We start from the raw sequence: 17,978 nt of genomic DNA, 5'->3' as shown, positions 1-17,978 counted from the left end.
ACCTCCTCGCGTGAGTTCTTCGGGTCGTAGGCCTGCAGCACGGCGAACGCCGACCGCAGGTGTGTCTCGGTCGCCCCGTACGACGGCTGTCCGGACCGCATGCGCGGCCACTGGTCCTCCACGACGGCGTGGACGTAGCCGCTCATCGCGTGGTCGAGGTCGGCGCGGACCGGCGTGGGGAAGGCGCGGGCATCACGGGCGATGAGGGCTGCGTCGGTGGCCTCGGCGGACACGATGGTCTGCGCGCTGTCCAGCTGCGTCCACAGAGTGACGATGACGAAGGCCAGGATGATTCCGTAGATCGCGCCGAACATCCCCAAGGTCGCCTCGACCATGTCGTTGTGCTCACCTCGTGCGAGGGAGGGGTATCTGCGGCGCATCAGCACGCTCCCGGTGACGGCGAGGAGGACGGTGCCGCCGACGGCGAGGACGGCGATAGTGAGGGTGGAGAAGTGATTGAGCAGCCAGAGCGACATGGGTGGAGAGTCCAAGGGGTCGGGGTTGAGGGCGGGGAGTGTGCGGATGAGAACGCGGGTGATCCGAGCACCGCACGCCGCGGGTTCGGCCCCGACCGTCTAACGGTCGTCGAGGGCCCGGAACACGCGGAATCGAGGGTGAAGATCCACGCGCACTCCTCGATCACCAAGCACCGCTCAACCTCAACGGTGGGGGCCACGGCGCCTCGAACCAGTCACAACACAAGCCGCAGCCCTCTGGTCTTGTCACAAACGATCACAGGCGCTTCAATGCCCCCACCCCCACAGGTGGAACGCCCGACTACCAGACGAAGGGTTCCTCTTGACCACCCACCGCGCCATCCACGCCGTCGCCGTCACCGCGGCCGCCTGCGCCACCGTGCTGGCCGCCGCGATGCCCTCGCCCGCCATCAACTCCTACAACGCGACCCCTGCTCCCGAACGCACCGAGGTCGGTGCTCTCGTGGCGACCTGGGACAACGACGACGATCCGGCCACGCCCGACCGCGTGGACTGGGTGTGCTCCGGCACCATGATCGACGCCGACACCTTCCTGACAGCGTCCCACTGCACCACGGACTGGCCGGACAACGTGCGGTTCTACGTCTCCCTGGACCAGGACGTCCAGGCAGGACTGGACGCCGCCGCGAAGAAGTACCCCGGTGATCCCGCCGCTCAGGCCGCTGCCGTCGCCGTACCGGGCACGGCCCACAGCCACCCCGACTATCCGGGCCCCGCCTCCGACCCGCACGACATCGCGGTCGTCGAAGTACCCGCCGCCAAGATGTCCGCGCGCTGGTCGTTCACCCCGGCCACACTGCCGACCGCCGGTCAACTCGACGCGATGGGACCCCGGAAACTCGACTCCACCGACTGGACCGTCGCCGGCTACGGCACCCAGGAAGCGGTGAACGGGCCCGGCGGCCAGACCCACCCGGGCGGCGGCGTCCGCCTGAAGGCGCCCGTGAGATTCGACGCCCTCAACGACGCGTGGGTCCGCCTCGCCATGACCGCACCCCAGGGCAACGGCGGTGCGTGCTACGGAGATTCGGGCGGCCCCAACTTCGCCACCATCGGCGGCAAGCGCATCCTCGCGGCGACGACCATCACCGGCGACGGCCCGTGCTACGCCACCAACGTCACTTACCGGCTGGACACTCCAGGAGCCCGCGCCTTCCTGAAGCCCTTCGTGCAGCTGCCGTGATGGACCCCCGGCCCCGGAGCGGGCGAGCCTGGGAGGATGCGGTCGCCGCCGTCCCGGACTCGATGCCCCGGGGCCGGGGTGCGAAGTCAGGACCCGCGTGGCCAACCACCGGGACCGGGCGTCCGTACAAGCGTGGCTACTCCCGAGCCACGAGCAGTGAAAATACCCCCGCGAAGTTCAGGCGACGGACGGACGCCTGGGATCGGTCGGGACGATCCCCCGCTCGTCGAAGAGCTGCTCGAGGGCCTCGTGACCGTGCTCGCGGCGGTATGCCATCTCGGCTGCGGTGACCGGCAGGGCCCAGAGGATGCGGGCATGGCCGTCCGGCAGCGCGCAGTGCTCCAGGTCAGGTCCATGGAGGTAGGGCAGGCTGATCAGCAGGTGGTCGCAGTGGGACCCGGGCAGCCACGGCTCCCCGATGGGCAGGCTGTGCTCGACGTCGAGGTGGTGACCGGCGTGGTAGGAGGCGGTCATTGCCAGGAGCTCGGCGAAGCGTCCGTCGCGGACGGGAGCGGTGAGGACGAATTCGAGGCTGTGACCGTCCGTCTCGACCGTGGACCAGCAGCCGGCGGTGACGTAGGCCCAGCTGTCGGCGCGCGGTCCCGGGCTGACGGTGAGGATCCGCAGGTCGGGAACCAGTTCCCTTCGCTCGGGTCCCAGGTCGTAGTCGCTGACCGTGATCATGTGGCCGGTGAAGAAGTCGCGAACGTGGGCCTCGACGCCTGCTGCCGCCCGCTGGTTTCGCTCGCTCTCGAACATGATGGAGAGGATCTCACGCTGTCCCTGGGTCTTCTGTCGGTGACGAAGGTCAGCGGTGTTGCCCCCGTTGATGCTGCTGTCCGCGCGGCGTGTCCCGCCTCTCCTGCTTCTCGGCGTGACGGTGAGGATGGGCTGTGTGGGCGCGACGCAGACGCACGACGACGTAGGCGACGGCCGCTGCCGGAACAGTTCGCTCGGCCAGCCACAGGAAGCGGTGCTCGACGTACCCCCATGTCGTCGCCGCATGCCACCCGTGAGGCAGACCCATCAGGAGGGCTGACGCCGCAAGGCACAGGGCTGCCGCAACCAGGACACCGAGAGCCAGATAGGTGGCCAGTTCACCCCACCATGTTCTGCTGATGCGCTGTCTCACTCAGGCCCCCGCAAGCCGTCGTGTGACCGTCCCGGTCACGTCCTGGTATGGCTCGGCATCAGCAGACGCCGGGCCCTGGCAAGGTCGAGTGGGACGTCACGCACCCGTCGGCCGGCGCAGCGTCAGCGACGATACTGCGGATCCGTCCCCGCGTCGTCGTCCGCAACGGAGCCGAATTTCATCCGCTGCCTCATCGGCGATGGCCGGAACCCTGTCTCACGGGCCTGGCGTCGAAGGTGTCGTGCAGCGCTGGGATGATCGTCGGGTGCGTGGAATTGATGAGTTGATCAGCGTGGACGATCCGGCCTGGCCCGAGCTGGAGGACCTGTTCGCGGCCAGTGCTGTCCCGGTAGAAGTACTGACCGCTGACCGGAGCGAGAGCCGCCGTTGTCTGCTGCAGATGCAGGTCACGGCACGATCAGTACTCGGCGCCATGGCGTTGAACTGTGGTGGCCTGGTCCTCGATGACGGATGGGTGCGTGTCTTCGCCGGGGGGTCGGGTGAAGACGGCGGCAGTCTGCCAAGTCTTGCCCAGGTCAATGCGTTCCCCGCGCATTTCGATCCTGCTTGGCAGCCGGCGAACGGCTTGGTGGTCGGCCACGACGTGTTGGGCGGGGTGTTCGCGCTGAACGGCCACAACCCGGAAGCGTTGGGTCGGCCCGGCGTTCCAGGACAGATGACCTACTTCGCTCCCGACACGTTGGAGTGGGAAGCGATGGAGATGGGTCACTCGGCATGGATCTCCTGGATGCTGTCCGGGCGGCTGGAGAAGTTCTACGAAGGGCTGCGCTGGCCCGGCTGGCGTGAGGAGGTGGCCTCGTTGTCCTTCTCGCAGGGCATCTCGGTGATTCCGTTCGTGTGGTTGCAGGAGGCTCAAGCTGATCTCGCGGCCACCAGTCGCCGTGCCGTGCCGATGCGTGAAGTCCTCGGCGTCGCCGCTGACTTCGCCCTGCAGATGGGCTCGGTCGATCCGGGATTCCTGGGTGCGGTATAGCTCGGAGGACTGACTCGTTCGACGAGCTGTGCCCGGTGCCGCCCGCCTCCTACCGGCCTCCTACCGGCGTCCTGCCGGTGTCGTGTTGTGGAGTGTCTCGAGGAAGGCTCGTACGCGGGTGGTCATGCCGTGTTTGGGCCAGATGGCGGCGAAGTGGCAGGGGAGCGACTCCTGGACCGGGATCCAGGTGACGCCGGGTGTGGAGTAGTGGGGCTCGGCTTCGGTGCAGGCGAGCGAGACGCCCTGACCCGCGGCCACGAGGAAGGGGATCTCCTGCCAGGAGATCGCCGCGTGGCCCTGGGGGATCGGGCGGCCGGAGGGCGTCCGGCGCGGGAAGTTGTAGTCGAGCCAATGCTGCGGGACCGTGCCGCCGATGGTCAGCAGCGTTTCGTGGGTGAGGTCTTCGAGCGAGACCGTCTCGCGTCGGGCCATGGGGTGGGAGCTCGAGACCAGGAGGGCCCGAGGCGAGGTGTAGAGCACGGGCCCGGAGTCCAGATCCGGTTCGTCCACGGGCAGTTCGGTGACCTGGAGGTGCACCTGCTCACTGCGCAGCGGTCCATAGGGGTCGGAGAGCTGGATCTCCTGGATCGTCACGTCGCAGTCGGGATGGGACGTGCGGAACGTCTCCATGGTGTTGAGCAGCAGATTGGCAGCCATCGAACTGGAATAGCCGATACGCAGGGAGCCGGTGATGCCGCGCCCCGCGGCGACCGCACGGGCGAGTGCCTCGTCGATGATCCTGCGTGCCGGCAGGAGGTCGTCGCGGAGCCGTTCGCCGACCGGAGTGAGGGCGACGCGACGGTTGTTGCGTTCGAACAGGGGCACTCCGACCCGACGCTCGAGTGCCTTGATCACCTGGCTGATCCGTCCTGCGGACAGACCCAGGCGGTGAGCCGTGCGCCCGAAGTGCAGTTCCTCGGCCAGTGCCAGGAAGGCCTCCAGCTCCTGTCGCTCCATGCTCTCCGCTCCCCGATAACTTAGCCGCACTGAACGGTACTTGAGCAGATCACTGTTGTTCCAGGTCACGGCCGTGGCGAAGCTGGTCAGGTCTTCAGCCGTACGAACACGAACAAGGTGCGCTGCACAGGCGCTCCCTGGTGGCCGGCCAGGCGGCGCCGACGTACCTGAAAGGAATCCCATGTCCTACCCTGACCCGCGCTACTTCGGTGAGCATGGCGAGGTCAGTGCCGGCTTCCGGCCCGCGGACACCGCGCCTGACTTCGTCGCGAAGCCCGCCGACCCCACCGTCGCGCAGGGCACCGCGTTCCACTACCTGTCGACCACGCTCTCGACCAACGGTGAGTACGGCCTGTACCGGGTGGACATGGGGCCGGAGGCGAGCGGGCCGAGCACACATTTCCACAAGGCGATGTCGGAGTCGTTCTTCATCCTGTCCGGCACGATGCGGCTGTACGACGGCCGCCGCTGGGTCGACGCGACCTCAGGCGACTACCTGTACGTGCCGGTCGGAGGCCTGCACGCCTTCCGCAACGAGTCCGGCGAACCGGCGTCCATGCTCATGCTCTTCGCGCCCGGCGCGCCCCGAGAGGACTACTTCGAGGGCGTCACCGAGCTGGCGGGGCTCAGCGAGAAGGAGCGCGCGGAGTTCTTCGTCCGCCATGACAGCTTCTTCGTCTGACTCGCTGTTCCGATGGTGAGGACTGCGACGGCGACCTTGATGGTGTCGGTGAAAGATCGCGAAGGTGCGATGGAGCAGCCGCCGGACCCGGCGGCACGAACATGAGTGAGGCAATGACGATGACATGGCGAAACCGCTCCCGGGCCCTGGCCGCCATCACTGCACTCACAGGACTGATCCTGGTGGGTCAGGCAAGCAGTCCCGCGCATGCCGCGGCCGCGACGGCCAGGTGCAGTACCAGGGGCGTGAGCGGAACCGTCCACGTCGACGGTTACACCCCGGGCTCCCACAAGTACCCGTCCGTGAGTCTCTCGTTGGCTGACACCCGGGCCGACGGCCACCACGTGCGGATCCGTTTCATCTCCCTCAGCGCGGCCGGTCCCCACACGTACTACCCGTGGCACGCCTTCTACAACGGCAGCGGCGCCGCTATGGGCTGGCTGACCTCGGCCCGCTCCGCAGCCACCACCGCGGGATTCGCCGTCCAGGCCGCGGTCTATGAGAAGAACAGGCAGATCCGGTACTGCACCGGCTACAAGTGGTACTGACCGGAACGGCCCCGCCGGGCACCGTCCTCGACAGGCGATTCCTCAAGAACGCCGCCGGACCGGTGTCGTCCGGCGGCGGTCAGATGCCGTACGAGCGCAGCCGCGGTGAGCAGCGCCGACAGCCCGCACACGCCGGCCCAGCCGGCGGCGTCCCAGGCCTGGGCGCCCAGCCAGGAGCCGGCGCTGCCGCCGAGATAGGCGCAGGTCATGTAGGCGGTGCCGAGCCGGCTGCGGGCGTCGTCGCGCAGGGCGTAGACACGGGTGACGTTGGCGACCATCCCGCACTGCATCGCCACGTCCAGCAGGAGCGTCCCTACGACCAGCGCCGACAGTCCCGCGGCCCCGCCCAGTGCACCGGCCGTCAGCACTCCGGCGGAGGCGATCGTGCCCAGCAGGCAAACCAGGTTCACCACGTCAGGCCCGCGCCGGTCCACGACCCGCCCGGCCAACGGGGTGGCGACCATGGTCACCGCCCCCACCAGCGCGAGCAGACCTGCGGCCGGCGCGCCCATTCCGTATACGGGACCGGTCAGCAACAGCACCACGCACGTCCACACGGCTGAGAAGCCGGCGAACACGCAGGCCTGGTAGAGGCAGGAGCGGCGCAGTTCGGGTTCTTCCCGGAGGAAGCGCAAGGGGGCGGTGATCAGGGCGAGGTAGGGGGTGTGGGTGTCCGCCGTTGCGGGCGTGGTCGCGGGGAGGGCCGCACGGAGGACGCCGGCCAGCACGAGCATGACTGCGGCGGCCGCCAGATAGGGGGCCCGCCAGCCCAGGGTTTCGGCGAGCGTACCGCCGAAGGTCCGAGAGAGCAGGATGCCGCCGATGGAGCCGCTGAGCAGGGTCCCCGACACCTCACCGCGTCGCTCGGGGGCGGCCAGCCCTGCGGCGAGCGGGCCGACGACGGAGGCGGCGACGGTGGTCAGGCCGACGAAGGCGGAGGCGGCAGCGAGCGCGGGCAGGGCGGGCGCGCAGCCGGCGGCGAGCAGGCCGAGCGCGGTGAGGCAGAGCAGGACGGTGAGCACGGTCCGGTGGGGGAGCCGGTCTCCGAGCGGCGCGATGAGGAAGTTGCCGGCCGCGTAGCCGACCTGAGTGGCGGTGACGGTGAGGGCTGCCGCGCCCGCGGAGACGCCGAGGCCTGAGGCGGCGAGTGGGGTGACGGCCTGCGCGAAGTACAAGTTGCCCACGGCTGCGGCGCAGGTGAGTGAGAGCAGGAGGACGAGCCGGCGGCTCAGGAGTGACTGCGGTGCTGTCATGCCCGTATCCCACGGTGCGAGGGCACCCGGCGGGAACAGATGTAGCGTATGCCTTAATGATCAGCTTCGCTCTCGGGGGCGAGGACCTCGCCGACACCCGCTTCGCACTGTCGCCCCTGCACGAGGCGGTGTGCAGCCTACGCGTGCTGCGCGAGCCCGGTCTTTCGGCGGTGCACCTACCGTGGCGCCGGGCGGTCCTCGACCGGCTCTCCGGCCTGGACACCGGTCTGCTGCTGTCGCTGGTCGCGCAGCGCCGCACCCTGCCGGACTTCCTGACGCCGCGGCCGGTCGCGTTCTCGGCGTCCTTCGCGGAGGAGATGGCGGTCGTACGGGAGACCACGCCCGCTCTCGTACGCCGCGATCTGCGCGATACGCACGCTCCCGATCCGCTGCCCGAGCCGTTGCGGGCGGCGTCAGCGGGCGACGACACAGCGGTGCTGGCCCTCCGGGACGCGATCTGCGAACTGCTGCAGGGCTATTGGGAAGTCGCGATCGAGCCGTGGTGGCGGCAGATGCGCCTGGTGCTGGAAGCCGACATGACCTACCGGGCGCGGCAGCTCGCCACGGGCGGGCTACGACTGCTGTTCGCCGACATGCACCCCGATCTCGTCTGGCGGGAGGGGGTGCTGGAGATGCACCGGATGATCGGACCCGGGTTCCATACGGAGGCTGCGGGACGCGGCCTGCTGCTGGTGCCGTCCGTGTTCGCCCACAAGCCGGCTCCGCCGGTGACGGCGGCGGTCGCACCGATGCTGGCGTATCCCAGCCGGGGTGTGGCGACGCTCTGGTCCGAGCCGCCGCCTGCATCTCCAGGTGCCCTCACCGACCTCCTCGGCGCGACGCGGGCACAACTGCTGCGGATTCTTGAGGAGCCGCTGGCCACGGTGGAGCTGGCGCGCCGCTTCCGCATCACGCCGAGCGCGGTCTCCCAGCACCTGCGCGTGCTGCACGCGACCGGTCTGGTCACGCGGGCGCGGGACGGACGGCAGGTGCTGTACCGGCGGAGCCGGCTGGGAGACGGGCTGGTGGGCAGGTAGGCGTTGGGTTGCTTCGCCGCGCGCACGGACACGGGTGTCTGACGTTCAGTCAAAGAACCCGCCACCGGCCTGGTGAAGGAGTTCGCAGGCGAGCGTCAGGCATCATTCCTCTCCCGCTTCATCAATGCATAGTGACGGGTCGCGGCCAGAGAATCACTCCGGGCGACCCCGTCATCGGCGGAAGGCGGTGCGGGCCGGTGCGGCCTTCGCTGCCGCGCTGCTCGGTGGCCTGGTCCTTACGGCGTTGTTCAGCTCGATCCCGCTCAGTGGCGGGCAGGCGCTCACCATGTTCGGTGTCGTTGACCGCGTCGACTACGCCACTGCCGCTTGGCAGGCCCTCGCGCTGACGGCCACCGGCCCGGTCACCCTTTGGGGCCTGATCACGATCGCCCTGCTGGTCACTCGAAACGGGTGGTCGGCTCGAAGCGCCTCTCGGTACGGTGACCCGGTGTGCTTCTACGCCATGACCCACTACAAGCTGCACTACGCGTGCGTCTCGTGCCGTGTCAGCTTCAAGCGGCATGCCGACCTGCAGCGGGAGCACCTGTGCCCGAACTGTTCTCAGCCTCTCCTCTGCGCTGGCCACGACTTCGCTCCGCCGCCCAGGCGCGACGTCCGCAGTTGGTCTGTGGTGGCTGCGGTGCTGGGTGAAGGGCTGCGCTACGAGGGGCTGTCGGTCTGCGGGTGTGGCAAGGAGCCCAAGTACCGTCCGCGGACACGCGCTGAGTTGAGGATCCGTCGGGCCGTTGCCGCGAGGGACGGACTGTCGTTGTCCGAGGCGCTGTCCCGACCGGACCCCCTGACCTCGCCGGCGGACTGATCTCGCAGGGGACGCTTGACGGGCGTCCGATTCGCACGCGGCACTCGCTGCTCATTGACCGCGCTCACGGTCAGGTGGCTCCACGGGCAGCTCGCGGGCCGCGATGGTCATGACGTAGGGTCGATGAATCGGAGTAGAAACGTGCTCTGGACCGAGCGGACAGCCGGTCAGGGGAGTGCACGCACACGCGGTATCGGACGATCCGCCACTTCTTCCGCGGAAGGAGTGCGTCATGAGGGCAGCACGGTTCAGCCGGTTCGGTGGTCCGGAAGTACTTGAGATCGTCGGCCTCCCTGATCCCCGTCCCGGTGCCGGCGAGATACGGATCAAGGTCCGCGCTGCGGGGGTCAACGCCAGCGACTGGAAGAAGCGTCAGGGCCTGATGGACCAGGTCCTTCCGCAGACCCTGGGCTACGAGGCCGCGGGAATCGTCGACGAGGTGGGCGCCGACGTCTCGGGTGTCACGGTCGGCGACCGGGTCTTCGGGGTCTCACCTTACGGAGCCGCCCAAGCCGAGTTGGCCGTGCTGTCCCATTGGGCCCCGATCCCGAGCACGCTCGACTGGACGAGAGCCGCAGCGCTTCCTGTGGCGGCCGAGACCGCAGCCCGCGCACTCGACCAGCTGGGCGTCACGGCGGGCAGCACCGTACTCGTCAACGGTGCATCGGGCAGCGTCGGAAGTGCCGCCGTCCAACTCGCGGTGGAGCGCGGTGCCCGCGTCATCGGCACGGGTAGCCCAGCCACGCACGAAGCCCTTCGCTCTCTCGGGGCCGAGCCCGTGGCCTACGGCGAAGGGATGCCGGAACGAGTCCGGGCCATCATGCCGGCGGGTGTCGACTTCGCACTGGACATCGCCGGCAGCGGAGTCCTTCCCGAACTCGCGGGGCTCGCGGGCGCGCCCGAGCGCGTGATCACGGTCGCCGACTTCCAGGGCGCGCAGCAGGCGGGCATCCGCATCAGCCGCGGCGACACCGGCCGTGCCGCCTACGCGTTGGACCAGGTGGCCCGGTTGACCGAGGCAGGACGGTTCTCCGTCCAGGTCGGCCGGACCTTCCCGCTGACCGAGGTGGCCGACGCGCACCGAGTCGGCGAGGCCGGGATGGTGCGCGGCAAGCTCGTACTGGTCGTGGACTGACCCGTCCGCGTAGGGGCCATTGAGGCCGGTAGCACGCTTGCCGTGCCGTGCCGTGCCGTGCCGTGCCGTGCCGTGCTCTGGCGGTGCGCTCTGGTGCTGCGCGGTGTGCGGGTCAGCGGGCGATCTTGATGGCGAAGGGTGCGAATCCGCTGGTCCGGATGACGTGGGGCACGAAGAGTATCGCGGCCTCGGTGGCGCGGGCGGTCTGGATCCCGCCGAGGTCGGTGATCCACTCTTCTCGCCAGCCGAGGCTGATGAGCAGGTCCCGCACGGTCTGCTTGGCGTGAGGGTCGTCGCCGGAGAGGAAAGCGTCGGGGGCCTCGGCGAGCAGGTCCGGTGCGGTCATCACCGGGAAGAGCATGGTGTTGAGTGTCTTGACGACGCGGGTGTGCGGGAGTGCTTCCTGGAGTTGCTCGGCGAGGCTCGAGCCGGGGTGGAGCAGTTCGGCGGGCAGTCCGTCCGGTCCGTCGACAGTGGCGTTGGAGACGTCGACGAGGATCTTGCCTCGCAGTTCCTCGCGCAGGGCGGCGAGCCGCTCCAGCGAACCGGCTCCGGGGGTGGCGTTGATGACGAGCTGTGCTGTCCGGGCGGCGTCGGCGGCTGCGCCGGGCGCACGGCCGGCCACCTTGACTTGATGTCCTGCCCGGGTGAGGGCTGTGGCGAGGTTGCTGCCGACGCGGCCGTTTCCGAGAACTGCGATCGCGGTCATGATGGTCTGGTCCTTCCGTGCGTGCGGGGTGTGGTTCGCGGTCAGCGGGAGAGTGTGGTGACGGCCTCGGCGTGGACGCCGGGCGCGGCGGCCAGGAAGCTCTCGCTCTGCGGGGTCCACGGGCGGCCCTCGGCGTCGGAGATCCGACCGCCGGCCTCGGTGACGAGCAGCGCCCCGGGCAGCAGGTCCGCGCGGGCTCCGGCGAACTGCCAGAAGGCGTCGATGCGTCCCGCGGCCACGTTGAGCAGGTGCAGGGTCGCGGGCACGGCGGTGCGGACGACGAGCGCGTCGAAGAGCATCGCGGTGATCGAGGAGCCGACGCGCCGCACAACGTTCTCGTCCTCGTCAGGCCGGGCCTGGCTGGTGGCCACGATGCTCAGACCGAGATCCTCGGTCGGGGCGACGTGCAGCGGCCGGCCGTCGAGGTAGGCGCCCGCGCCGGTGAGCGCGGTGTAGGTCTCGCCGGTCAACGGAAGGTGGACTGCCGTGAGCACGGGCTGGTTGTCCCGCACGAGGGTGGCGGTCACCGCCCATTCCGGCAGGGCGTGCAGGTGGTTGACGTTGCCTTCGGCCGGATCCACGACCCACCATTCACCGGCCGGCAGCGCACCGCCGTCCAGCTCGTCCTCGACCCAGCCGGCGTCCGGGCGCAGGCTCGTGAGGCGCGGCCGCAGAATATCGAGGGCCGCGTCGTCGTTGACGGCGAGCGCGCGCATCAGCTGCTCGCGACTCTGGTAGCGGACCACTTCGCCGTAGCGCTCACGCAGCGCCGAACCCGCCTCACGCACTGCGGACGCGGTCTGGGCGAGCAGGTCGGCATCGGAGGCGGCGACGACAGTGCTCTGAAGGGTTTCGGACATGGTGGTACTCCCGTCTGAGGTGTGGAATGAAGGCGGCCGAGGGCCGAACTCCGCGCTGTGTCCTGCGCGTTCGCCTCAACGGTATGCAGCCCCGTCATTAACATCAAATGCATGTAAAGCACGGCTAGGATTACTCAGATGCAATTGGATTTGAATCTGCTCGCGGCACTCGACGCGCTGCTGGAAGAGGGCAGCGTGGCGGGCGCGGCCGCGCGCCTGCACGTCACCGCCCCCGCGATGAGCCGGAGCCTGGGCCGCATCCGACGCACGACCGGAGACCAGATCCTCGTGCGCACCGGCCGCACGATGACCCCGACGCCGTACGCGCTCGCCGTCCGGGAACAGGTGCACGAGCTCCTCCACCAGGTCCACGGGGTCCTGGCCCCGAGCCGCGAACTCGATCTGGCAACGCTGGAGCGCACGTTCACACTCCGCTGGCACGATTCCCTGATCGCCTTGAGCGGGCCCGCACTGCTCTCGGCCGTCCGTGAGCAGGCTCCGGGCGTGCGCTTGCGCTTCGTCGCCGAATCCAGCACCGACACACCAGAGTTGCGGCGAGGCGAGGTCGACCTCGAGGCGAACGCCAACCGCCCCAGCGCCCCGGACATCCGTACCGAGAGCGTCGGCGAGACGCACCTCGTCGTCGTCGTGAGACAGGATCACCCCCTCACCCGTCTCAAGACCCTCACCGCACAGCAGTACGCCGCCGCAGAACACATCACCGTCTCGCGACGCGGCAACCTCAGCAACGCCCTCGACGACGCCCTCGCGCAACTCGGCCTCTCCCGCCGCGTCGTGGCGAGCGCACCCACGGAAGCCGCCGCGCTGGAGTTCGCGCGCACCACCGATCTCCTGCTCTGCGTCCCCGAAGCCACCACACGGTCAGCGGTCACCGACCTCGGCCTGGCCGTGCTCCCTCTCCCGCTCGAACTGCCTCCGGCGCCGGTGTATCTGTCATGGCATCACCGCTACGACACCGATCCCGCCCACGCCTGGCTGCGCGGGCTGGCCCGCACGGCGCTGAACCTGGACGGGGCGCCGTCGTAGCCGGCGCCACCCTGCCGCCCCGCACGCATTCTGTACCCGGTCGTGTTTGGAGGACCGTTGTCGAGCACGACGTGAATCTCCTTGCCGGGTGTGATTGGCCGGTGACGGCGGTCCAGGAACCCTCGGGCGGCGATCGCACCGTTGGCAAGCCCGTCCGCTGGCGCGAACACGATCCGGGCCCGCAGCACCGCCCGCACCTCGGACTGTGCCGAAACCCGCAGTCCGCACCAGCCGCGCGCGAACCCAGGTCTCCGGCACCAGCGAAACCCCGTACCTGCCCGTCACTCACCATGCACGGCCAACGATCACGCGGCGGCCCGCCGCCGCACCCGAACAGGATGGGCTCGTGCCGAAGAACCCGCCGGAATCGATGCAGCACCAGCTGCGCCAGCGACTGAACCGCCACGCCCGCGATCGTCGGCTGCACGTGGACAGCATCGACGTCCGCTTCCGTGCCGGATTCGCCTACGTCACCGCCGAGTTGCCCTGTGGCCGGAGCCTGCCACTGTGCCGCCTGCGCTTCACCGGCGTACTGCACGCCTGGGGCTTCGCCCTCTACCGGGCCGGCAACGACAGCTACCGCGACCACATCCTGCCCAGCGGACTGCCGGCCGGTTCCCCGGAGGAAGCCCTCGACTGCGCCGGGGCCCTCTACCTCAGCGCTCGTGCTCCCGTCATCCGGGTTCCGGCGGGACTCGTCGTCCTCGTCGGCCCACCAGCATCGGGCAAGACCAGCTTCGTTCAGGCACTGATCGCGCGCGGGCAGATCGACGCGAGTGCTGTGGTCTCCAGCGACGAGATCCGCGCGGAGCTCTACGGCGCCTCGCCCGCGGTAGCGGAATCCGACGCGGCGGACTCACGGATCTTCGAGGAACGTGACCGCAGGATCGTCGCCAGGCTCTCCATCGGACGCAGCGCAGTCGCCGAGTCGACGAACGTCACGCCGCAGGCACGCGCACGCCTCATCGCCATCGCCAGACGCTTCAACACCCCAGTGACCATGCTGCGATTCGACCCGGACGTCACCGACCTCCTTCAGCAGCACGCCGAGCGAGGCCGCCCCGACCTCACGGCCACGGATGTCCGCGCCTACGCCGCCACCATGACCCGGGACGCCGGTACCGACCAGCTCCGCGCCGAGGGAGCAACCGGCGTCCACGATGTCCCCGGACGTCGCCAAGCCACCACGCCCGCGGAAGCCGCCGCGCACTTCTCATTCGCCTGACGCGTTCGACATGTCCGGACCAGCTTCCGAACACCCCTCCACGACCTTCCGTGGAACAGGCCCTAGCGTTCGAGTTTGAAGCTGCTCTCCTCCTCTTCCCGCGTCTCGAACTCCTGGCGCGCGCGTTCGATGGCGGGCATGTTCTGTGAGGCCCACGCCAGCAGTACGTCGACGGGCGGGCGCAGGGTCTTACCGAGGGGAGTGATTCGATACCTGACTGCCACGGGGCGGGTGGAGACGACCTCGCGCTCAACCACGCCGTTGCGTTCGAGCCGCCGAAGCGTCGCGGTCAGCGACTTCTGGGTGACCTGAGGAATGGCCCGGCGCAGCTCGTTGAAGCGGCAGGGGCGTTCGCAGAGCTCATTGAGGACGCTGAGCGACCACTTGTCGAGGATCTGGTCGAGCAATTCGCGGTGTGGGGCTTCGATACGGAGTTCGTCGGCGGTATCCAAGGCGAAACCTGGTCTCGTTGTAGTGTCCTTTTTCTCCTAGGTAGCTTACGGATACCTACTTGGAGGAGAGAAGCCCATGACTGTTGAGCACTTCACCCCGGAAGGCATGCTGCAGCCGGTCCCGTATCACCATGTCGCCGTGGGCACCGGAGCCAGGCACGTCCACGTCAGCGGCCAGATCGCACGCCAGGCCGACGGCACCCCGGTCGCACCCGGTGATCTGGCCGGCCAGGTGGCCCAGGCGCTGCGCAACACCTGCGTTGGGCTGGCAGGGGCGGGCGCGTCCTTCGCGGATGTGCTGCGCCTGACCTTCTACGTGACCCGGTGGAGCCCGGGGAAGATCGGCGATTTCATGGCCGGCGTGGAGGCCGTCGCCGAGGAGATCGGTCTCCGGCTTCCTCTGCCCCCGGCCTCCCTCATCGGTGTCGACCACCTCTTCGAGCCGGACGTTCTCGTCGAGGTCGAGGCGACCGCGCTTGTGGACTGACTCTTCGAGAGGCCCGCGCAGCCTCGACACGGTCGGGTCGGTCGGGATCCTATGAGGCTTGTCATACTTCCCGAGTGGAGATGGAAGCCGAGGAAGCGGCGCGGCGTTGGCTGGCCGATCAGGGCGTCAGACAGGTGCCCGGTGGGTGGGTGGACGACGAGAGGCCGGACTCGTTGCTCACCGCCAACCAGGTGGCGCACTCCTGGGCCGGTGATGTGTTCGCCGAAGACCTGGAGGCAGCAGAACAGGTGCGTTTGGCTTTCGGGCTGCTGGACCTCATCGACGACTACTGGGTCACGTGCGAGATTCGGTTCGCGAACGACGATGCGCAAGGCCCTCTGCCGGCCGACGTGCTGTGGGACGGCTACCGCCGGCGTCTGGAGGCGGACCGGGACGCCGAGGCCGTCACGTACTCGCTGTGGGTGGACTGGTTCGAGGACCACACCACTTCGGCGACGGCGTTCGCCGAGGTTCTCGGCAACGACATCGACCAAGTGGTGGCCGAGCCGTCGGAACACCTGCTCCGCCGCGCCCGCCGCGTGCTCGAATGCTCGGGCCCGGTCCGCTGGACGGTGAAGGAGCCGGCATACCGCACCGCCGTGCGGCTACCCGCCCTGCACCCGGCCGTCTTCCGCGGCCTCCTGACGAGCTTTCACGACGTCTACGGCGACCTGGAACCGGCCGCCGCACTCGCTCTCCTCGACGAGTTGGATCTCCCCGCGAACACCCGGCACCTTGCCGAACTACGCCACGTGCTCGTCGCGGGGCACAAGAACCATCACCGCAGTCCCGGCGCCTGGGATGCCGCGGTTCGCTCCTGCTCTTGAGGCGCTTACACGGCAGACCGAAGAAGAGTGTCGGCGACGTAGCGTCCCGCTGGTAGATGGTTGCGATCTTGTCGTGGCGGGTGGCCTGTCACCTCGGCTGTGGCCGCGTCGACAGAGACGGCCCAACTGAGGTCTTCCTCACCGTCGGCCTGCGCGACAAGCGCCGTTCGGTGTCCGCTACGAGGGCTTGCACGGCATCGACGCTTTCGATGAAGTCGCAGTCTGACCCCTCTGGCAGACGGACGGCACGGAGGGTGGCTAGGTAGGTGTAACGCGAGAACGGTTGATGCCGAGTTCGGCAACAGTTGTTGGACCAGGCGGGTCCAGAGTGTTGTCGAGTTCTGGGGACGGCTCGCCGAGAAGCGGTGTTGTCAGTGGGCTCTGCCAGGGTGTGTCTCGTGGAAGAACTGGTGGAGCGTGTCGACTGTCAAGATCGTGTCATGGAGGTGGTCACCCGTCGGCAGGCGATCCGGGAGGGCTGGCTGCATCGGATCGCCTCGACGGTGTGTCGTGATGAGCGTGGTCGGATCCTCGTCCATCGGCGGTCGGAGGAGCTGTCGCGCTTCCCCGGGCTCTATGAGGTCATGGTCGGTGGCGCCGTGGGTGTCGGTGAATCCTATGAACAGGCTGCCGAGCGGGAGCTGGCCGAAGAGCTGGGCCTCCGTGGCCTGCCGCGCTTGCTGTTCACGTTCATCAACCGCAGCGGCCTGAGCCCTCACTGGCTCGGCGTGCATGAGGCCGTGGTGCCGGACACCGTGACCCGCGATCCCGAGGAGGTCGCCTGGTACGGCTGGCTGACCGAGTCGGAGCTTCACTCGGCCCTGTTGGAGTGGCCCTTCACTCCCGACAGCCACGAGGCCTTCAGCCGGTATCTCGTGTTCCGGACCGCGCAGTCCTGACCCTTCTTGCCTCTTCGGCCGGGCCCCTCAACCCAGGAACGGTTGTGCGGCTTGGGGGCGCGTGGCCGCGAGACGGTATGAATCGGTGCCGTTCTCGATGATGTTGCCGCCGACGGACGCCCGCCCCGGGATCCGGGACGGGCGTCGTTCGGACAGGCATGCGGCCGGTGCCGTTCAGCGGGAGGCGGTCACACCCGCTGCCACAGGGCCGGCACGTTCGGCGGTTCCCAGCCGCCCTGCGCCTGGTGGTACTGCAGGCAGCGGTAAGTGGAGCCGCCGTACGTCACCGTGTCGCCCGGCTGGTAGACGGTGCCCGCCGCCCAGGTGCCGCCCGGTTCCCCGGGCTCACCGGGCTCGCCCGGGTCGCTGCCGGCCGTCTTCAGGGTGAGGCCGTAGTTCTGCAGCAGCGGGTTGATGGGCTGGAAGTACGTGGTGCCGCCGCTGGTGCAGTTGCCGGAGCCGCCCGAGGTCACGCCCTGGGCCTGGCTGCCGGAGATGAACGAGCCGCCGGAGTCACCGGGTTCGGCGCACACCGAGGTGCGGGTCACTCCGGAGATGGTGCCCTCGGGGTAGGTCACGCTGGTGTTCAGCTGCTGGACCGTGCCGCAGTGGTAGCCGGTCGTGGAACCGGAGCGGCAGACCGAGGAGCCGACCGTCGCCTGCGTCGACCCGGCGACCTGCTGCGCGTTCCCCGCGACGACCGGCGTCGCCGTCCAGCTGCTGTTGGCCGCGACCCACGCCATGTCGTTGCCGGGGAAGATCGACGCCTGGAAGGTGCCCTGCGCGACCTGGTTGTAGCCGCTGGTGCTGGTCCCCGCCCGGCCGCAGTGGCCCGCCGTGGCGAAGCCCTGCGTGGTGCCCCGGGTGACCGGGAAGCCGATCGAGCAGCGACCGCCACCCATGTAGTACGCGTCGCCGCCCCGCAGGTCGTACAGCGGGCGGGGCTGCTCGGAGGTCTTCACGACCCGGACGAGGGAGGCGTCCACCCCGGCCGCGGAGAGCAGGGTTCGCGCGGCGGCCGGCCTGACCGCCTCGACCACGAGCGTGTTGGAGCGCACGTCGACGTACCAGGCGGGTGTGTCGGTGGTGCCCTGCTTCGCGGCCGCCCGGTCGAGGCGGGCCTTCGCGGCGTCGAGGGGGGGCCGGGGGGGGGGCCCCACCGCCGCCCGGGGGCCCCCGGGGGCCGTAGGCCGCCCCGGCGGGGGGGGGGGGGGGGGCCCCCGCGCGGGGGGCC

At 69.3% G+C, this 17,978-nt stretch carries 18 protein-coding genes and 2 pseudogenes; 12 read left to right on the top strand and 8 right to left on the bottom strand.

Annotated elements, in window-relative coordinates:
- A pseudogene (locus tag ACFW9D_RS14350) lies at nt 1-476 on the bottom strand (hypothetical protein); the annotation flags it as partial.
- A gap of 322 nt (nt 477-798) precedes the next feature.
- Here ACFW9D_RS14350 and ACFW9D_RS14345 point away from each other — a divergent pair.
- Nucleotides 799-1,680, top strand: coding sequence for a trypsin-like serine protease (locus ACFW9D_RS14345; protein ID WP_384621673.1), 882 nt, complete (start codon nt 799-801; stop codon nt 1,678-1,680).
- A gap of 177 nt (nt 1,681-1,857) precedes the next feature.
- On the opposite strand, the gene ACFW9D_RS14340 is transcribed toward ACFW9D_RS14345, so the two are convergent.
- A complete protein-coding gene (locus ACFW9D_RS14340; RefSeq protein WP_384621670.1) occupies nt 1,858-2,439 on the bottom strand; it encodes a suppressor of fused domain protein in 582 nt (193 codons plus the stop codon).
- A 614-nt stretch (nt 2,440-3,053) separates the two neighbouring features.
- Between ACFW9D_RS14340 and ACFW9D_RS14335 the strand changes: the two genes are divergently transcribed.
- A complete protein-coding gene (locus ACFW9D_RS14335) occupies nt 3,054-3,806 on the top strand; it encodes a DUF2625 domain-containing protein (protein ID WP_384621667.1) in 753 nt (250 codons plus the stop codon).
- 60 nt (nt 3,807-3,866) lie between these two features.
- Here ACFW9D_RS14335 and ACFW9D_RS14330 read toward each other — a convergent pair whose 3' ends face one another.
- Nucleotides 3,867-4,763 carry a LysR family transcriptional regulator gene (locus tag ACFW9D_RS14330; protein WP_384621664.1) on the bottom strand — a complete coding sequence of 299 codons (897 nt, stop codon included), beginning with the start codon at nt 4,761-4,763 and terminating at the stop codon, nt 3,867-3,869.
- Nucleotides 4,764-4,944: 181 nt separating this feature from the next.
- Between ACFW9D_RS14330 and ACFW9D_RS14325 the strand changes: the two genes are divergently transcribed.
- Entirely contained in the window at nt 4,945-5,445 is a 501-nt protein-coding gene (locus ACFW9D_RS14325) for a cupin domain-containing protein (RefSeq protein ID WP_384621661.1), read from the top strand.
- Nucleotides 5,446-5,690: 245 nt separating this feature from the next.
- Nucleotides 5,691-5,993 carry a hypothetical protein gene (locus ACFW9D_RS14320; protein ID WP_384621658.1) on the top strand — a complete coding sequence of 101 codons (303 nt, stop codon included), beginning with the start codon at nt 5,691-5,693 and terminating at the stop codon, nt 5,991-5,993.
- Here the strand turns inward: ACFW9D_RS14320 and ACFW9D_RS14315 are convergent.
- Nucleotides 5,978-7,246 carry an MFS transporter gene (locus ACFW9D_RS14315; RefSeq protein ID WP_384621655.1) on the bottom strand — a complete coding sequence of 423 codons (1,269 nt, stop codon included), beginning with the start codon at nt 7,244-7,246 and terminating at the stop codon, nt 5,978-5,980. The genes ACFW9D_RS14320 and ACFW9D_RS14315 overlap by 16 nt on opposite strands.
- Before the next feature lie 56 nt (nt 7,247-7,302).
- Here ACFW9D_RS14315 and ACFW9D_RS14310 point away from each other — a divergent pair, with 56 nt between their 5' ends.
- From ACFW9D_RS14310 to ACFW9D_RS14300, 3 genes are all read left to right on the top strand, one after another.
- Entirely contained in the window at nt 7,303-8,283 is a 981-nt protein-coding gene (locus ACFW9D_RS14310) for an ArsR family transcriptional regulator (protein WP_384621652.1), read from the top strand.
- A 187-nt stretch (nt 8,284-8,470) separates the two neighbouring features.
- Nucleotides 8,471-9,103 (top strand): hypothetical protein, encoded by a 633-nt coding sequence (locus ACFW9D_RS14305; protein ID WP_384621649.1) that lies wholly within the window; start codon nt 8,471-8,473, stop codon nt 9,101-9,103.
- Nucleotides 9,104-9,335: 232 nt separating this feature from the next.
- Nucleotides 9,336-10,238, top strand: coding sequence for an NADP-dependent oxidoreductase (locus tag ACFW9D_RS14300; RefSeq protein WP_384621646.1), 903 nt, complete (start codon nt 9,336-9,338; stop codon nt 10,236-10,238).
- A gap of 112 nt (nt 10,239-10,350) precedes the next feature.
- On the opposite strand, the gene ACFW9D_RS14295 is transcribed toward ACFW9D_RS14300, so the two are convergent.
- Both ACFW9D_RS14295 and ACFW9D_RS14290 read right to left on the bottom strand, forming a co-directional pair.
- Nucleotides 10,351-10,947: an NADPH-dependent F420 reductase gene (locus ACFW9D_RS14295; protein WP_384621643.1), complete on the bottom strand. Its 597-nt coding sequence runs from the start codon at nt 10,945-10,947 to the stop codon at nt 10,351-10,353.
- Between the two features lie 41 nt (nt 10,948-10,988).
- The gene (locus tag ACFW9D_RS14290; RefSeq protein WP_384621640.1) at nt 10,989-11,807 is read right to left on the bottom strand and encodes a 3'(2'),5'-bisphosphate nucleotidase CysQ; all 819 of its coding nucleotides are present in this window, start codon (nt 11,805-11,807) and stop codon (nt 10,989-10,991) included.
- 138 nt (nt 11,808-11,945) lie between these two features.
- Between ACFW9D_RS14290 and ACFW9D_RS14285 the strand changes: the two genes are divergently transcribed.
- Both ACFW9D_RS14285 and ACFW9D_RS14280 read left to right on the top strand, forming a co-directional pair.
- Complete coding sequence (locus ACFW9D_RS14285; RefSeq protein WP_384621637.1) at nt 11,946-12,854, top strand: LysR family transcriptional regulator; 909 nt, start codon at nt 11,946-11,948, stop codon at nt 12,852-12,854.
- Nucleotides 12,855-13,200: 346 nt separating this feature from the next.
- Entirely contained in the window at nt 13,201-14,079 is an 879-nt protein-coding gene (locus ACFW9D_RS14280) for an AAA family ATPase (RefSeq protein ID WP_384621633.1), read from the top strand.
- A 62-nt stretch (nt 14,080-14,141) separates the two neighbouring features.
- Here ACFW9D_RS14280 and ACFW9D_RS14275 read toward each other — a convergent pair whose 3' ends face one another.
- On the bottom strand, nt 14,142-14,531 hold the full coding sequence (locus ACFW9D_RS14275) for a winged helix-turn-helix transcriptional regulator (protein ID WP_384621631.1): 390 nt from the start codon (nt 14,529-14,531) through the stop codon (nt 14,142-14,144).
- Between the two features lie 76 nt (nt 14,532-14,607).
- On the opposite strand from ACFW9D_RS14275, the gene ACFW9D_RS14270 reads away from it, so the two are divergent.
- From ACFW9D_RS14270 to ACFW9D_RS14260, 3 genes are all read left to right on the top strand, one after another.
- Entirely contained in the window at nt 14,608-15,018 is a 411-nt protein-coding gene (locus tag ACFW9D_RS14270) for a RidA family protein (protein ID WP_384621628.1), read from the top strand.
- A gap of 80 nt (nt 15,019-15,098) precedes the next feature.
- A complete protein-coding gene (locus tag ACFW9D_RS14265) occupies nt 15,099-15,845 on the top strand; it encodes a hypothetical protein (RefSeq protein WP_384621732.1) in 747 nt (248 codons plus the stop codon).
- A gap of 440 nt (nt 15,846-16,285) precedes the next feature.
- Complete coding sequence (locus tag ACFW9D_RS14260) at nt 16,286-16,744, top strand: NUDIX domain-containing protein (protein WP_384621730.1); 459 nt, start codon at nt 16,286-16,288, stop codon at nt 16,742-16,744.
- Nucleotides 16,745-16,932: 188 nt separating this feature from the next.
- Here the strand turns inward: ACFW9D_RS14260 and ACFW9D_RS14255 are convergent.
- Nucleotides 16,933-17,883, bottom strand: a pseudogene (locus ACFW9D_RS14255) (carbohydrate-binding protein); the annotation flags it as partial.
- Nucleotides 17,884-17,978 lie beyond the last annotated feature (95 nt).

It is taken from the genome of Streptomyces sp. NPDC059524 (assembly GCF_042749255.1).
Lineage (GTDB): Bacteria > Actinomycetota > Actinomycetes > Streptomycetales > Streptomycetaceae > Streptomyces > Streptomyces xanthii.
The sequence above is the reverse complement of the archived record's forward strand: the minus strand, read 5'-3'. Positions and strand labels throughout refer to the sequence as shown.

Excerpts from the sequence above, each read along its gene's own strand:
- ACFW9D_RS14340 (WP_384621670.1), bottom strand. The coding sequence starts at position 2,439 with ATGTTCGAGAGCGAGCGAAACCAGCGGGCGGCAGCAGGCGTCGAGGCC.
- ACFW9D_RS14330 (WP_384621664.1), bottom strand. The coding sequence starts at position 4,763 with ATGGAGCGACAGGAGCTGGAGGCCTTCCTGGCACTGGCCGAGGAACTG.
- ACFW9D_RS14325 (WP_384621661.1), top strand. The coding sequence starts at position 4,945 with ATGTCCTACCCTGACCCGCGCTACTTCGGTGAGCATGGCGAGGTCAGT.
- ACFW9D_RS14315 (WP_384621655.1), bottom strand. The coding sequence starts at position 7,246 with ATGACAGCACCGCAGTCACTCCTGAGCCGCCGGCTCGTCCTCCTGCTC.
- ACFW9D_RS14310 (WP_384621652.1), top strand. The coding sequence starts at position 7,303 with ATGATCAGCTTCGCTCTCGGGGGCGAGGACCTCGCCGACACCCGCTTC.
- ACFW9D_RS14300 (WP_384621646.1), top strand. The coding sequence starts at position 9,336 with ATGAGGGCAGCACGGTTCAGCCGGTTCGGTGGTCCGGAAGTACTTGAG.
- ACFW9D_RS14295 (WP_384621643.1), bottom strand. The coding sequence starts at position 10,947 with ATGACCGCGATCGCAGTTCTCGGAAACGGCCGCGTCGGCAGCAACCTC.
- ACFW9D_RS14290 (WP_384621640.1), bottom strand. The coding sequence starts at position 11,807 with ATGTCCGAAACCCTTCAGAGCACTGTCGTCGCCGCCTCCGATGCCGAC.
- ACFW9D_RS14285 (WP_384621637.1), top strand. The coding sequence starts at position 11,946 with ATGCAATTGGATTTGAATCTGCTCGCGGCACTCGACGCGCTGCTGGAA.
- ACFW9D_RS14270 (WP_384621628.1), top strand. The coding sequence starts at position 14,608 with ATGACTGTTGAGCACTTCACCCCGGAAGGCATGCTGCAGCCGGTCCCG.
- ACFW9D_RS14265 (WP_384621732.1), top strand. The coding sequence starts at position 15,099 with ATGGAAGCCGAGGAAGCGGCGCGGCGTTGGCTGGCCGATCAGGGCGTC.
- ACFW9D_RS14260 (WP_384621730.1), top strand. The coding sequence starts at position 16,286 with ATGGAGGTGGTCACCCGTCGGCAGGCGATCCGGGAGGGCTGGCTGCAT.